Source organism: Neobacillus sp. YX16, from assembly GCF_030123505.1.
In the GTDB taxonomy this organism is placed as follows: Bacteria; Bacillota; Bacilli; order Bacillales; family Cytobacillaceae; genus Neobacillus.
In genome coordinates this window covers 2,213,849-2,229,727 of sequence record NZ_CP126115.1, presented here as the reverse complement: position 1 = coordinate 2,229,727, position 15,879 = coordinate 2,213,849, and the positions used below count along the sequence as shown (strand labels likewise).

At 38.0% G+C, this 15,879-nt stretch carries 13 protein-coding genes; 5 read left to right on the top strand and 8 right to left on the bottom strand.

Annotated elements, in window-relative coordinates; translation table 11 throughout:
• The first annotated feature begins 160 nt into the window (after nt 1-160).
• Nucleotides 161-1,468: a M14 family zinc carboxypeptidase gene (locus QNH48_RS10810; RefSeq protein WP_283954887.1), complete on the top strand. Its 1,308-nt coding sequence runs from the start codon at nt 161-163 to the stop codon at nt 1,466-1,468.
• Nucleotides 1,469-1,670: 202 nt separating this feature from the next.
• On the opposite strand, the gene QNH48_RS10805 is transcribed toward QNH48_RS10810, so the two are convergent.
• The 4 genes from QNH48_RS10805 to QNH48_RS10790 all read right to left on the bottom strand — a co-directional run bounded on the left by QNH48_RS10805 (nt 1,671) and on the right by QNH48_RS10790 (nt 8,489).
• Nucleotides 1,671-3,116, bottom strand: a complete 1,446-nt coding sequence (locus tag QNH48_RS10805) for a glycoside hydrolase family 1 protein (RefSeq protein ID WP_283954886.1) — start codon at nt 3,114-3,116, stop codon at nt 1,671-1,673.
• Between the two features lie 226 nt (nt 3,117-3,342).
• On the bottom strand, nt 3,343-5,334 hold the full coding sequence (locus tag QNH48_RS10800) for an oxidoreductase (RefSeq protein ID WP_283954885.1): 1,992 nt from the start codon (nt 5,332-5,334) through the stop codon (nt 3,343-3,345).
• Between the two features lie 405 nt (nt 5,335-5,739).
• The gene (katG, locus tag QNH48_RS10795; RefSeq protein WP_283954884.1) at nt 5,740-7,950 is read right to left on the bottom strand and encodes a catalase/peroxidase HPI; all 2,211 of its coding nucleotides are present in this window, start codon (nt 7,948-7,950) and stop codon (nt 5,740-5,742) included.
• A gap of 356 nt (nt 7,951-8,306) precedes the next feature.
• A complete protein-coding gene (locus QNH48_RS10790; RefSeq protein ID WP_133368661.1) occupies nt 8,307-8,489 on the bottom strand; it encodes a Fur-regulated basic protein FbpA in 183 nt (60 codons plus the stop codon).
• A gap of 110 nt (nt 8,490-8,599) precedes the next feature.
• On the opposite strand from QNH48_RS10790, the gene QNH48_RS10785 reads away from it, so the two are divergent.
• Entirely contained in the window at nt 8,600-8,764 is a 165-nt protein-coding gene (locus QNH48_RS10785; protein WP_283954883.1) for a hypothetical protein, read from the top strand.
• Between the two features lie 88 nt (nt 8,765-8,852).
• Entirely contained in the window at nt 8,853-8,987 is a 135-nt protein-coding gene (locus QNH48_RS10780) for a hypothetical protein (protein ID WP_283954882.1), read from the top strand.
• 433 nt (nt 8,988-9,420) lie between these two features.
• Here QNH48_RS10780 and QNH48_RS10775 read toward each other — a convergent pair whose 3' ends face one another.
• Nucleotides 9,421-10,293 carry a LysR family transcriptional regulator gene (locus QNH48_RS10775; protein WP_283954881.1) on the bottom strand — a complete coding sequence of 291 codons (873 nt, stop codon included), beginning with the start codon at nt 10,291-10,293 and terminating at the stop codon, nt 9,421-9,423.
• Between the two features lie 121 nt (nt 10,294-10,414).
• Here QNH48_RS10775 and QNH48_RS10770 point away from each other — a divergent pair, with 121 nt between their 5' ends.
• Both QNH48_RS10770 and QNH48_RS10765 read left to right on the top strand, forming a co-directional pair.
• Nucleotides 10,415-11,116: a CoA transferase subunit A gene (locus QNH48_RS10770; protein ID WP_283954880.1), complete on the top strand. Its 702-nt coding sequence runs from the start codon at nt 10,415-10,417 to the stop codon at nt 11,114-11,116.
• 22 nt (nt 11,117-11,138) lie between these two features.
• Nucleotides 11,139-11,792 carry a 3-oxoacid CoA-transferase subunit B gene (locus QNH48_RS10765; RefSeq protein WP_283954879.1) on the top strand — a complete coding sequence of 218 codons (654 nt, stop codon included), beginning with the start codon at nt 11,139-11,141 and terminating at the stop codon, nt 11,790-11,792.
• Between the two features lie 367 nt (nt 11,793-12,159).
• On the opposite strand, the gene QNH48_RS10760 is transcribed toward QNH48_RS10765, so the two are convergent.
• The 3 genes from QNH48_RS10760 to QNH48_RS10750 all read right to left on the bottom strand — a co-directional run bounded on the left by QNH48_RS10760 (nt 12,160) and on the right by QNH48_RS10750 (nt 15,853).
• Nucleotides 12,160-13,335, bottom strand: coding sequence for a thiolase family protein (locus QNH48_RS10760; protein WP_283954878.1), 1,176 nt, complete (start codon nt 13,333-13,335; stop codon nt 12,160-12,162).
• A 300-nt stretch (nt 13,336-13,635) separates the two neighbouring features.
• Complete coding sequence (locus QNH48_RS10755) at nt 13,636-14,205, bottom strand: hypothetical protein (protein WP_283954877.1); 570 nt, start codon at nt 14,203-14,205, stop codon at nt 13,636-13,638.
• 25 nt (nt 14,206-14,230) lie between these two features.
• Nucleotides 14,231-15,853, bottom strand: a complete 1,623-nt coding sequence (locus QNH48_RS10750; protein WP_283954876.1) for an ATP-binding protein — start codon at nt 15,851-15,853, stop codon at nt 14,231-14,233.
• Nucleotides 15,854-15,879 lie beyond the last annotated feature (26 nt).

The following is a 15,879-nucleotide window of genomic DNA, read 5'->3' as shown; positions in this document are numbered from 1 at the left end:
AACGAAATGATGGACAAGTTCTATTGATTCATTTTTCAAAATATAGAGATTTTTCAGTTAATATAGTCACTCTCCTCTGGTAATATACTTAATAACTACCATTTATTTCTATAATCGAAATAATAAAAATGGTATCTATTACATACTGGAGGGAATTTTTATGAAAAAGTTTTCAAAGGCAGTTATTCCAGCCGCAATGGCATTAACCATGACACTTTCATCTACTGCATTGGCTGGACCTCAATCTAATCCAAACGGGCCCTATATTGAGGGGGAACAAAATATCTCTTTATCAAGCTACATGTCAAATGAGGAATTAACTAAAACTCTACAGAAACTAGAAGTATCTTCTAAAGGGAAAATGAAGTTAGAAGTTGTCGGATATTCTAACCATACATTAGATGGATATAAGACCGAAGCAGAAAAAGGAGATCCCTTGTATCTTGTCAAATTCGGAGATGCGGATCCAAATAAAAAAAGAATCTTAATTACAACGCAAATTCATGGTAACGAACAAATTGGAACAGAGGCTGCTATTGATATTATTCAAAAACTATCAAGCGGTGGGCAGGAAATCGATGAAATACTAGAAAAAGTGTCTATTTGGATTATGCCAAGAATTAATCCAGAAGGATCAGATAATACATTTGAAGGAAAATGGTACCCTACTCGTTATACGCACCAAACCTGGCTTCCAGAAAATATAGCACTACCTGCAGGTACTTTGGCGCCTTGGTACTATAACGCAGATGGCAGTGAAAGAGGTCAGGCAAATGATGGCCGTGTGGTGTATGGAATCCCTGGTTACGACCAAAACCGAGACTACAATCCGAATTTGGATTTTAGGGTGGAAAATGAAGATCCAGCCAAGATAGCACAATTCCTGAATAATAAAGCAACCAATAACAGCAATTATGGTGGTTTCTATGTAACAGCCGAATCACGTACGGTAACAAAAGTTTTTAAAGACTTTAAACCTGATGTTTTTGTTGATGTTCACCACCGAGGATTTAATACTCTTTCCGATGAGGACAACCGATCCGTTCCTGTTCAAGTAGCTGCTGTAGTGGCAGATCCTTACACTGACCCATTCTCAGGTAAGCAATATGAAGTGGATGAAGATGTATTGAAGCTTGGCAAACAAGTTAATGCACTGGCCAATCTTGCTCTTCAAAGAGGGAACTCACATTTTGGCGCCATTCAAAAGTATCCTGACGTTAACCTTCCAGGCACAGCACTTGGAGCCTTTGCTTTAAATGACGCAGCCATCATGCTGATTGAAATCAAAGGACAAAGCCAGACACTAGGACAAAAACAAGCCGGTATGTTGAAGGAAACAGTAAAAGTACCATTATTTGAAGTATTTAAAGGGCTTGCAGATGGATCGATTCATAATGTGGACCCAGCGATTTATGATGCCATTCCAGAATCAACTAATAGAATTGAAGACCCTAGTACAAGGGATTAATTAATCAACGATTATTATTCTGATAGATTCTCATAAGAAGAATGTATCATTGAGACTGACCCAAAAGTTTTAGTAACTATTACTTTTTGGTTCAGTCTTTTTTAGTGTTTAAACCTACTATCCCCAATGAAAAAAACTATACCAAACCATTCCTTTTAAAGGGTTTGATTTAGTCTCTTTAAACGTATTTAGCGGCGGAAGGTTATAGCACTCCTCCATTGCTTTCAATCACTTTTTTATACCAATGGAAAGATTCTTTCCTCCTTCTTTCCAGTGTTCCACTTCCGTCATTGTTCTTATCGACGTAGATGAATCCATAGCGCTTGGACATTTCACCGGTTGACATACTGACCAGGTCAATACACCCCCAGCTTGTATAACCCATCAGTTCCACTCCATCCTCAATTGCCTCTCCCATCGCCCTCACATGTTCGCGAAGGTAATCAATCCGGTAGTCATCATTGATGGAACCATCTTCTTCCATTTGGTCGTACGCCCCTAAGCCATTTTCTACAACAAATAGTGGGACCTGGTATCTTCCATAAAGCTTGTTTAAGCTGATACGTAAACCCACAGGGTCAATCTCCCAGCCCCAATCACTTGCCTTTAGGAATGGATTTTTTACTCCGCCAACAATATTCCCTTGAGCTTTTTCCCCTTCAGACTTTTGTTGTTTATCCGTACGGGACATGTAATAACTCAACCCAATATAATCCACTGTACCTTCTTTGATTATATCCAGGTCGCCTTCATGAATCTCTAATTTAATATTTTTCTCCTTAAAGAAACGCTTAATATAGGCTGGATACTCACCGCGCACATGGACATCAGCACAGAAATAATTAAACAATTCCTCTTCTTTTAAAGAATAGATAATGTTTTCCGGATTGCAATCGTAAGAATAAACAGGTGCAAACAGGATCATGCAGCCAATTTTCGCCTCAGGAATCATTTTCTTACAGGCTTTTACTGCGATAGCACTAGCAACAAATTGATGATGGAAAGCCTGAAATGTCTCCTGGTAACGGTCTTCTTCTCTTTTGGGGGAGAAACCCATGCTCATAATTGGCATCTTCAAGGCACCATTGATTTCGTTAAAGGTCATCCAATATTTCACTTTATCCTTATAGCGCTTAAGAATAACATTGGCATACGTTTCAAAGAAAGTAACAACCTGTCGATTCCTCCAGCCCCCAAATTCTTTTACCAGATGCAGCGGCATTTCATAGTGGGAAATCGTCACTACCGGTTCAATTCCATGCTTTAGTAACTCATCAAAAACCTGGTCGTAAAAAGCCAAACCTTCTTCATTGGGTTTAAGCTCATCACCATTCGGAAAAATCCTCGTCCAAGCAATCGACATCCGAAACACTTTAAAGCCCATTTCGGCAAACAAAGCGATGTCTTCTTTGTAACGATGATAAAAATCAATGGCTTCATGATTTGGATACGTGTATTTTTCGCGATTGATTTCAAAGTTAAAACCTGCAGACATTAATATTTGAAGGCGCTCTTTTCCTCCTGGAAGAACATCGGCAATATTTAAGCCCTTACTCCCTTCATTAAATCCACCTTCTATCTGGTTCGCTGCCGTTGCACCGCCCCATAAAAAACCTTCAGGAAACAATATCTTTTGTGAATCTTTCATTCTTTTAATTCCTCCTAGCTTAAAACCGTCCCCTTGGTCACCCTTGGTTATAAAAAATAGTATTCCCGTGATTGGAAAGAATATAAAAGGAAAAGAAAAGAAGCAAGGGTCACTTAATCATGACCCCTGCTTCTCTTTTTGTGCCCCTGCCAAGGAATATAATTATACCATGCCTAAAGCATCCGCTCATAATTGTTAGGAATCATAGTTTATTACTTTTTCCAATTTAAACTGTTTGCGGAACCTCTTCTTCCCTGTGTTGTGTAACAATGGATTCAAGAAAATATGCCTTTTCAAAGCCGTCACGGGTAGCGTCACCAAGGGAACTATAGCCTGCTGCATCACCTAAAACAAACACATATTTCATCTGTGCCTTTAATGTTTCCTCTAATGGGTTATATGCCTCTACACCCATAGCAACAATGACATACTCTGATTTAAATTCTGAGCGTTTCCCAGAAACTAAGTCCTTAACGATTATACTGCTCGGAAGTATTCTTTCCAATTTGTGGTCCTTAACAACATTTACATGTACTTGTTTAAGCTTCTCAAGAAGTCTTAATCTCGTATCAGGTCCAATCCTATTGCTGGCTTTTGTTGGAATTTCTACATATGTGACATCATTACCGGCCTCTGCCAGGCGACGAGTAGTTCCATGACAAATCATACCACTTCCTACAACGGTTACTTTACTATTAGTAAATTCTTTTTCTTGTAATTTTACATCTTCATACGTATATACATGTTCTAAATCATTACCCTCGACCAGTGGGAGCATTGGTCTTCCGCCTGTTGCCAATAAAACAGCATAAGGATTTAAGGATGTGATCACTTCAACGGTAGCCTCTGTATTCATACGAACATCTATATTTAAACGTTTCATTTCGCTACTGAGGTAATTAATATGCCATGTCATTTTCTTTCTATAAATTGGGTCCGTTACAAGGTGCAGTTGACCGCCAAGCTTATTATCCTTTTCAAAAAGAGTAACCTCAAAACCTTTTAAAGATAGAATTCGTGCTGCTTCCATTCCACCTGGCCCACCGCCAACGATTACAACATGACGTTTTTCATCATAAGGAAGGTGCTGAAGTTCCTTAAACTCTAGTTCTCGGCCTGCTCTAGCATTGATGGAACAAAGAACGTGCGCATTACCCATAACTGAATGGATACAATGGAGACAGTTAATACATTTTCTTATTTCTGCTTCGCGTCCTTCCATTGTTTTGTTTACCCACTCAGGATCAGCGATTAATCCCCTTCCTATGGCCACAAAGTCTGCCATCCCCTCAGATAAAATGTTTTCTACAAATTGTGGTTCACGAATTGACCCAACGGTGATAACTGGAATATTGACTTCTTTTTTTATCTCCTCTGCTAAATAGACTCTCCAGCCTTGTTCAAATAACGGGGATTCAATTATCTTGTCCATAGAGTCATAGGTTCCGCAACTAATATGCAGTCCATCTACTCCTAGTGTTTCTAAGTACCGACTAATATCCTTACCTAACTCTAAATCTATTCCACCTTCAATAAATTCATCGACACTGAGACGAACAGTTACAGGGTAATCCATACCGCACTTTTCTCTAATTCCAACAATGATTTCCTCGATAAATCTCATTCGATTCTTAAAGCTTCCCCCGTATTCATCCGTACGTAAATTTGCCTCAGGGCTTAAGAACTGGTTTATTAAATAACCATGGGCACCGTGAACTTCAACGCCATCAATGCCAGCCTGCTTACATCTTATGGCGCTCTGAACAAATTTATTGACTAGCCCTTTTACTTCTGCATTTGTTAATTCCCGAGGTTTTTCACCTACTGCAGCACAGGCAATGTTACTAGGTGCAACGCTTTGTTTACCATTAATTAACGAAGAATTTGACTGCCTGCCTGCGTGATGAATTTGTACAAAAACCTTTGCCCCATATTTATGTACCGCGTTGGCTATACGATGTATACCTGGGATGAAAACATCATCGTCCAGCCTTAATTGTCTAATAAATCCTTTCCCGTATTCATAATCGATACAAGTAAATTCAACAATAATTAATCCAGTCCCGCCCTTAGCCCTTTCTTCATAATATGCAATTAGTTGATCAGTGACTTCCCCTTCCGGACCAGCTAGATTCGTTCCCATAGGCGGCATGACCACTCTGTTTTTCAATGTTAGATTGCCTATTTTACCTTGTTTAAATAAGTTTGGGTATTGCATTTTAAACCTCCCTATTAAGTTTATTTGTGAAATAATTCACAAATGCTATTAAAAAATTGATTACACTTTTATTTTAATGGAAGTTGACTGAAGTTTTTGTCCCTTCATTTGATCGTTTAGTGACAATTGTATGTAAAATTTCGAAAAAATAGGCTGTGTTAAATTAGGCTGTTGATTTGTGCTCCATGCGCTTCGCTTTCCGCAGGCGGTTCGGGAAGCCTCCTCGGCGCTTAAGCGCCTGTGGGGTCTCCCCTGTCCCGTCCTCCTGCAGGAGTCTCGCGCCTTCCGCACAAATCAACAGGTTCTAACATCAATATTTACCTTTAACACAGCCAGAAAATAAAAAAAGTACCTGCCACCACATGTCGGGTAGTGACAGGCAAAGAAGTTCCGGGTTTTGTATTTTTAAATGCCTATTTTTTGAGTTTTCTTCAACTTAAGGTCGAAGCGATCTGCATTCATTACCTTGACCCATGCAGCTATAAAGTCACGTACAAACTTCTCCTTGTTATCATCCTGAGCATAAACTTCTGCTAGAGCACGTAAAACGGAGTTTGAACCAAACACGAGGTCGACTCTAGTTGCGGTACGCACTACTTTACCTGTTTTACGATCACGACCTACATATACGTTTTCTTCTACAGGCTTCCACTCTACTCCCATGTCAAGCAAGTTCACAAAGAAGTCGTTAGTGAGTGTGCCTACACGACTAGTGAATACACCGTGTTCTGTGCCACGATGGTTTGTACCTAAAACACGCATACCGCCGACAAGTACAGTCATTTCTGGTGCCGTAAGGTTTAGAAGTTGTGCCTTGTCTACTAGTAGCTCCTCTGGGCTTACACTATACTGCTTCTTCTGATAGTTGCGGAATCCATCAGCGACAGGCTCTAGTACTGCAAAGCTCTCTGCATCAGTTTGCTCTTCTGTCGCATCACCACGTCCTGGAGCAAAAGGAACAATGACATCAAAACCTGCATCTTGTGCAGCTTTCTCTATTGCAGCACTACCACCTAATACAATCAAATCAGCTATGCTGACCTTCTTTTTTAAACCGTTTTGAATATCTTCCAGTACATTAAGCACTTTTGCAAGCAACTCCGGCTGATTCACTTCCCAATCCTTCTGTGGAGCAAGACGGATACGGGCACCATTAGCTCCGCCACGCATATCTGAGCCACGGAAGGTACTAGCAGAAGCCCAGGCAGTTGTTACTAAATCGCTGACTGAGAGTCCTGAGTCTAGGATCTTTGCTTTAAGCTCTGCTACTTCCCCATCTGTTAAATCATATTCAACTGTTGGTACAGGATCTTGCCAAATAAGATCTTCTTTAGGAACCTCAGGGCCTAGATATCTCGCTTTAGGACCCATGTCACGGTGAAGCAGTTTGAACCATGCACGGGCAAATACATCGGCAAATTCTTCAGGATTTTGATGGAAACGACTAGATATCTTTTCGTATTCGGGATCATAACGTAATGCCATATCCGCAGTGGTCATCATTGTTGGAACTTTAACGGATGGATCTTCTGCATCTGGTGCAAGATCCTTCTCATCAGGATCTACAGCAAGCCATTGGTAGGCACCTGCAGGACTCTTTGTAAGCCACCACTGATATCCAAACAATAAATCAAAGTAACCATTGTCCCACTGTGTTGGATTTGCAGTCCAAGCACCCTCAATACCGCTAGTGATAGTATCATGACCTTTACCACTGCCGTGTGTGCTTAACCAACCTAAACCAAGTGCTTCAATAGGAGCAGCTTCTGGTTCTGGACCAACATGGGCAGCATCTCCTGCGCCGTGTGCTTTCCCAAAAGTATGACCGCCTGCTATTAGTGCCACAGTTTCTTCATCGTTCATTCCCATACGTGCAAAGGTTTCACGTATGTCGCGAGCACTTGCAATCGGATCTGGTTTACCGTTCGGACCTTCTGGGTTAACATAAATAAGACCCATCTGAACGGCAGCAAGTGGATTTTCTAGATCACGATCTCCTGAGTAACGATTATCACCTAGCCATTCTGTTTCAGTACCCCAGTAAATGTCCTCTTCTGGATGCCAGATGTCTTCGCGTCCTCCTCCAAAACCAAACGTCTTACCCCCCATGGATTCAATGGCTACATTACCTGCTAGAAGGAGCAAGTCAGCCCATGAGATCTTATTTCCATACTTTTGCTTAACCGGCCATAATAGCCTTCGAGCTTTATCAAGGTTGCCATTGTCAGGCCAGCTGTTAAGTGGAGCAAAACGCTGTGCACCAGCCCCTCCACCGCCTCTTCCGTCGGTATTACGATAGGTACCAGCAGCGTGCCAAGACATACGGATAAACAATGGACCATAATGTCCATAGTCCGCAGGCCACCAATCTTGACTGGTTGTCATTAGATTCTGAAGATCCTGTTTAAGTTCATAGTAGTCTATTTTTTTAAATTCTTCAGCATAAACAAAGTCTTCTCCCATAGGATTAGATTTTCTGTCATGTTGATGGAGAATATTCAAGTTTAACTGGTTTGGCCACCATTCTCGATTTGATGTACCGCTAGATTTTTTACTTGTAGCGCCTCCGTGATGAAACGGGCACCCGTCTGTTTTGGCATTGTTATTAACGTCCATATTTCTTCCCCTCTCTTTGTAAAATAAGTAACAATAATTATTCTTCTAATGGTAGGAAAACAAACTGGATGACAATAATTATTCTATATTCTATTCTACTAATCTATTACTAAAAATTGAAAAAATAACCATCATAATCACAAATTTGTAACATTTAAGAATACTTGTTCTAGAGAAACGATTCGGAGAGTCCTGCACAAATATAATAAAGTAATAGACTTATTTTGAGTAACCACTCCTCCTTCTTTTTGCAGTAATTGGGCTCTAATTCTGTCTTACAATTAAACTAAAAACAATAAAAAAGACCGCAGGTGTGAAAACACCATACAGTCTTATATCTCGTAAAAATATTTATATTATACCCACTGAATGGACCCAAACTCACCATGCGGATGGTTTTGTAATTTAAATCTTCTATACTCATATTCTAATTTTGAAAGTGGCAAATTATTAAGCTGTTGGTCTTCTTTGTTGTATACGTTTAAGAAAATTAATTTATTGATAAGTTTTTGTCGCTTCTTTTCATCATTTTTCCTCATCAGTAACACTCCTTTATTTTTCAAAAACTTCCCTTGAATATAACAACTGATAATTTGATTATTAGATTAACCTAATTATAAACCAATAATTCCTACCCGTAAAGTATGAATTGAAATTAAATATAAAAAGGCAATTAGTTCAATTTGCCATTCAGCTTAGGAGTGCAGGCAAACGGGACCAAGAAGAAAAAGATCAAGAGGAGATTGTGAACAGAATGATTCGCAGGTGTGCTCAAAAAGGCTGTCATATTGTTCATTTACTTGATACTTTTTAAAATTGGCGCTTCGTGGAGGAATGGCTAGGTCAATTCGAAGAAACAGTTCGAATTATCACTGCTGCCTTTTATTAAAGAAGATGGCTGGATGCTTCACGATACGGTAAGATCATGGACACTTGAAGACATGATGCTTTGGAAACTACAAACCTATGAGCAAATGAGCTTAAAAGCCTTAAATCAGATACGATTGGAAGAACGATTTAACCCGCTTCTTAGGTAAAAACTTCATTTAGATAAAATGAGCAACATGAAATATATCCAGGAGGACATATTAAATGTGGAAAAATCGACTAATTGACGGAGCACGATGCAATTTTAGGGAAACTATTAAAATATGCTTTTATACAGGGGATTCGGCCACACGAACTTGTTGCCAAGAAAATAAATCTATCCTTATCAACCTACTATAGGTATTTAAATAAAGCACTACAGCGTCTATACCATGTTTTAGCGAAAAAAAATCTATAATCATCACTTATTTAATAAAAAGAAGGTGTAGGCTGCCAAATTTCCTGCATCTTTTTTAATATAAATGATTTAACCAATAAATGTTCAAAGCTCCCTAAAGGCAAAGGAAAAAAGCACCTAAAAATTGGTGCTTTTAAGTTAGCTGTATAGTACTAACAGATTTTTCGACTTATGCTTCCAAGGGATCATTCATTTAGCATCTTTAAGACTTCTCTCAAAGCAAAAGAGTGATATGCCTCTTTTTTCGTGATAATGCCGAGTCTCCAGTACAATGTTGGTTCGGCTATAGGAACAATTTGTACATTGGGGTTATTTAGTTTATGGTAAATAGATTTTGGTAACAAAGTTACACCAAACTCAGAAGAAACTAGTTCAATAATTAAATCCCACTGTGAACTCTGATAGGAAATATCTGGTACAAAACCTGCATTTATACAAACCCTTTTTATATAGTCATGAAGCGTAAACTCTTCTGAAAAAAGAATGAATTTCTCTTCTTTTAATTCTCTGATATCAATAGCACTTCTCAAAGCCAGAGGATGCTTTTTATGTACATAAAGAACAAATTCATCTGATATAAATGGAAGCATATTAAACTTTGCTGTGTCGGTTGGTAGCACTACAATACCAAGGTCGACCTCGCCGTTTTCAACCAGCTGACCAATTAATTTTGCACCTCTTTCAACTAACTGAAGTGAAACATTAGGATAACTTTCCTGAACACGTTTGGCAATATTCGGAAAAAACAATGTTCCAATTAGTGGTGGAATACCTATTTTAATCTCACCTACTGCAACGTTCCTAAGGTCGTCAAGCAGGAATGTGATCTCAGACAAAGAAACCAATGCTTTTTGTGCTTGCTCATAAACAATTTGTCCGGCATCGGTCAACCGTAAATGGCGTGTAGAGCGGTCGAATAATTCTACCTTTAATTCTTCTTCTACCTTTTTAACAGCTTTGCTAAATGAAGGCTGTGAAAGGTAGGAATGTGAAGCAGCTTTTGTAAAGCTTTGATGTTTCACCACTTCAATAAAAGATTTTAAATCACGTAGTTCCAAGTTAGCCCCTCCATTTATTCCATATATTCATACTATTTATTCTTTTTATGTATTTTACTTATAAATCCTCAACATGTAAACTATTAAGTATAGAATATTCAGATTACAGGAGGCAAAATGGATGAAAAATAGTAAAATATTAACTTCATTTTCGGAAGCGGTTTCAGATATCAGTGATGGTTCTACATTAATTGTTGGCGGATTTGGTTTAAGCGGCATTCCAGAGAAAGCTATTCAGGCATTGAAGGAAAAAGGAACAAAAAATTTAACTGTTGTGAGTAACAATTGTGGCGTTGATGACTGGGGATTAGGTCTACTTCTAGCAAATAAGCAAATTAAAAAAATGGTGTCTTCCTATGTAGGAGAAAATAAAATTTTTGAACAGCAATTTTTAAGCGGTGAACTAGAAGTGGAATTGACTCCTCAGGGAACCCTTGCAGAGCGCATAAGAGCCGGTGGTGCTGGCATCCCAGGATTTTATACAGCAACAGGTGTTGGAACCCCGATTGCAGAAGGTAAAGAAGTGAAAGAATTTGATGGAAAAACGTATCTCCTTGAACGCGGGATTGTTGGGGACTTTTCCCTCGTTAAAGCGTGGAAAGCAGATACTCTTGGTAATCTAGTCTACCGTAAAACGTCGCGAAATTTCAATCCTCTGGCTGCAATGGCAGGTAAAATCACGATTGCGGAAGTAGAAGAAATTGTAGCGGCAGGCGTGTTGGATCCAGATGAAATCCACACGCCTGGTATTTACGTGCAGCGTATTCTAGTTGGCACTAATTATCAAAAACGGATTGAACGCCGGACAGTTGTACATGCATAATTCATTAAAGGAGAGGAAAAAAATGAAAGATACACGTTTAACCATTGTCAAAAGAGCGGTGAAAGAAATTCAAGATGAAATGAACGTCAACCTTGGAATCGGAATGCCAACTTTAGTAGCAAACGAAATTCCTACTGATATAAATGTATTATTGCAATCAGAAAATGGTCTGCTCGGTATTGGTCCATACCCAATCGATGGTCAAGAAGATCCAGATTTAATCAATGCAGGAAAAGAAACGATTACCACTGTCCCTGGATCCTCATTTTTTGATAGCGCTGAGTCATTTGCGATGATTCGTGGCGGCCATATTGATCTAGCTATCCTCGGCGGCATGGAAGTGTCCGAAAACGGTGACCTTGCTAATTGGATGATTCCTGGAAAGATGGTCAAAGGAATGGGAGGAGCAATGGATCTAGTTAACGGTGCCAAACGAGTAGTAGTCATTATGGAGCATGTAAATAAGTCCGGTGAAAGCAAAATTAAAAAAGAATGCACTCTACCATTAACTGGACAGAAAGTCGTTCACCGTTTAATCACAGATCTTGCTGTATTTGATTTTACACCATCAGGAATGGTACTCATTGAAACAGCGAGCGGTGTTACAGTAACGGATGTAATGGAAAAAACCGAAGCATCATTTACAATTTCTCCAGAACTATTGGTATTTGGATAATATGATTTAAATGGCTTACTTAGGTAAAAGTCAGTTTTGGATTTTTTGTTTAATAGCCAGAGACCCATCATTTTAAATGAAAAACCAATTGATGATGTATACAAAAAGGAGTGCCCATTAGGGTAGCTCCTTTTTCATAGTTTAGGTTTTTTACTAACTCTGTTATATCCTCATAGTCCATCACACTAGAAAAAGCGTTACCTAAAAATTGTTGTAAAATTTAATATCTACCAATAAGTTGATTTATTTATAAAAAATAAAAAAGCATCAACCCTAATTTAAAGTTTGATGCTTTTTGGTAATGTTATTGTTTATCGGTAAAGCGAATCTTCAAACCAACACATTCTCATTATTGTTCTATTCTCTATTATATTGCTTCAATAATGATTGAAACTCCTTGTCCACCGCCTACACATAAGGATGCTAATCCAATTTGTTTCTTTTGACGTCTTAATTCATGAACTAAGGTAACCACAATCCGAGCACCTGAACATCCGATGGGGTGGCCTAATGCTATTGCTCCTCCATTAACATTAATAATCTCCTCTGGCAAACCTAATTCCTTATTTACTGCCAGCACTTGTGCTGCAAATGCTTCATTTAGCTCTGCCAATTCAATATCCTGTATAGTAAGATTTGCTCTCGTTAAGGCTTTTTGTGTCGCCGGGACTGGTCCAATACCCATGATAGAAGGAGAAACAGCAGCACTAGCAACAGAACGTATTTTGGCAAGTGGTTTTAAGTCGTATTCCCTTACAGCTTGTTCAGAAGCAACAACGACTGCAGCTGCCCCATCATTCAATGACGAAGCATTTCCAGCTGTCACTGACCCATTTTCTCTAAAAGCTGGTTTAAGAGTTAGTAATTTATCCAGATTAGTATTTTTTATATTCTCATCTTCCGTAAATAGAGTGGAACCATGCTTGCTTTTAATAGCAACAGGAATAATTTCTTTTTCGAATTTACCTTGTTCTTTAGCTTTGATAGCTTTTTGCTGGCTTCCTAAGGCAAAAACATCTTGTTCCTCTCGGGAAATTTGATAGCGTTCTGCTAAATTTTCAGCTGTATTACCCATATGGTAACCTTCTAATGCACAGTGAAGTCCATCATGAAAAAGTGCATCCACTGTCCGTAAATCTCCCAGTTTCTGCCCCCACCTTGCATTCATCACCAAATGTGGGACATTACTCATACTTTCTGTCCCCCCTGCGATCACAACATTTGAATCTCCTGCAAGAATTTGGTGATAGGCTAATGTAATTGCTCGCAATCCAGATGCACATTGTTTATCAATGGTAATGGCTGGTACAGACACAGGTAACCCAGAATGAATTGCTGCTTGTCTTGCTGGGTTTCCTTTGAGTCCTGATTTTAGTACATTACCTAGTACTACCTCATCAATAATTTCACCCGAAAGACCAGATCGTTGCCACACCTCCTTAACAACAGTCGTTGCAAGTTGTACAGCACCTACATCTTTCAATGAACCACCAAAACTCCCTATCGGAGTTCTGAGTGCCTCAACTAAGTATACATTTTGCATTCACTATCCCCCACTTTACTTAAAAATAGCGGTTTTGTCCGCGGTTTTACTTGACACTTCACTTTAATTAACCTGATTTTTCCGAGGAAGTTTTTGACATAGAATACATGGGTTGTTTTGAAAAATGGTAAGTTTGGTAATTATAATAAACTTTTGCAACTGCAAGAGTGTCACAAAGGGAACACTTAATTTGATACGATGCTTTCCTAACATGGGGAGCATCTAAAAATGGCAGTGCTTGTATCATATGTGTGTTACATACCCACATAATCTCACCTCTCTCACAATTTTTTTATTCATTTATTCGTTTGAAGGCACCATATATTTATTTAAAGGAAAGAATACATTCTCAAATGGATTTGTAAAGAAATTAAGGAATGTTCTCTGATTTTTTTGGATAATAGAAAATGTTTCTTTTATATTTTTCACATACAAATTTCGATAATTTCGTCTATTATCAATATATTTATCTAGTGTGTTTATAATTGTTTCAGAATAATTACCATTTAATAGATTATCTAAAGGACTTTTAAAGAGCTCTGATGATAGATTTTTAATTTGATCCACTTGATTATTAATTTCCTCAAATGAATTTAATAGGGTTAGATTGTGCAAGCCTGTAGTTGATGTCAATAATTGTTCTCGAGACATTTCTTCCAATTCAAAAAGTTCTTTTGTAATTTGGTTTATGAGTTCGCTTACATTTGTTTGATTTTGTTTCACATTTTCAGCCAATCGCTTTGAAGATTGCAGAATAACTTCCTCTCGAAAATTCTCTCCTTCATCCCAATCATCAATTTTTTGAATCGCTTGATTCCATAATTGGTCTATTGATGAACCATTTTTTTTGATTTTATTAACTACAGTCATTTCATTTCCTCCTAATAGGACACATTTAACTAACCGATGGTAATGTAATCTCAATTAAAGTTCCTTCGTTCAATCTACTCACGTAGGTAATACTACCATTGTGCTGTTTAATAATCTTATGACAGATCATTAATCCGAGTCCGGTTCCCTTTTCATTTAAAGTGTAAAATGGCTCACCTAACCGAGGAAGCAGCTCTTCAGGTATACCGCATCCTTGATCTTGAAATGAAATTATACATGCGCCATCTTTGCCTTTTCTTAAATTGATGTATATTTCACCTCCTCCTTTCATTGCTTCAATAGCGTTCTTTATTATATTAATAAATACCTGCTTTAATTGGTTCTTCTCACAAGTTATATAAAAAGGCGTTTCTTCAACAATCAGATGAAATTGAATATCATTCATAATAAACTGAGGAGTAAGTATATCAAGTGTATTTTCTATTAGTTCTTTTACATTCATACGAATTAGTTGGACAGCTTGTGGTTTTCCCAAAGAAAGAAGTTCGCTCGTAATCGTTTCAATTCTATCCAGTTCACTTAAGAGTAATTCAGTATATTTAGTAGATTTATTTTCATTCTTATAAAGTTGAACAAACCCCTTTATGGTTGTAAGCGGATTTCTTATTTCATGTGCTACTCCGGCTGCTAATTCACCGACAACAGAAAGCTTTTCAGATTGCAATAGAATTTCATCTGATTTTTTACGTTCAGAAATATCTCGGCTAATCTTGACGAAATGTTCAATGGAATCGTCTTCGCCCTTTACGGGCATAAAACGGGATTCTACTTCAATCCAGTCCCCATTTTTGTGTTGTAAACGGAATTCAATCAATTGTGATTGTTTAATTTCAAACATCCCATCCCATTTATTTTTTAAGGTACAAACATCATCAGGATGAATTAACGCAGATAATTCAACCCCAGTCAGGTCAGATTCTTCGTACCCTAAAATATATTTATGTGAAGGCGAGATGTAACGAAGAACAAATTCTTTATCCATAATAGATATTAGGTCTACCGTATTCTCGGCGATCAGTCGATAGTTTGATTCACTTTCCTCTACTTTCTTATACATGTATGACAATTGGTAATTTAATTGATACAGTTTGACATAGGACTCAATTAGTAAGGCACCAATTACTACTCCTACTACCATAAAAAGTAAATACTGAAGATGAAAGAGTAGATTATCATTAATAATGTGAAAGATAGATACATATAAAACATACATACACACAAAAGTACCAAATAGATGGACAACTTTTTTTATTGGTGTAAATCGAGAAATATATAGATGTAAAACAGAAAAACTAGCCATGACAATTGTAAATCCAATAATGGCTTGGTACCACTGACCACCTACAAATAGTCTTCCCAACAATGCAATTCCCCCGGTAATTATACCCGCCATTGGCCCAAGATAGGCAAAAACAAGTATGACTGTTGCATATCGAAGATCATAAGCAAATCCTTGTTGCTTTATAGATAGCATTACTAGGATGATGGTAAACATTCCGGCATAAACACCGACCCAAAGTCGCACTTTGTTAATTGGCTTATGATTAATAAATGAACGGATAACGAGAGGCATAATTACAAAAAGGCAAAATACTGAGAGATTAACAATGTAGTTTAAAAAAATCAACCTAATTCCCACCTATACCTAAACCG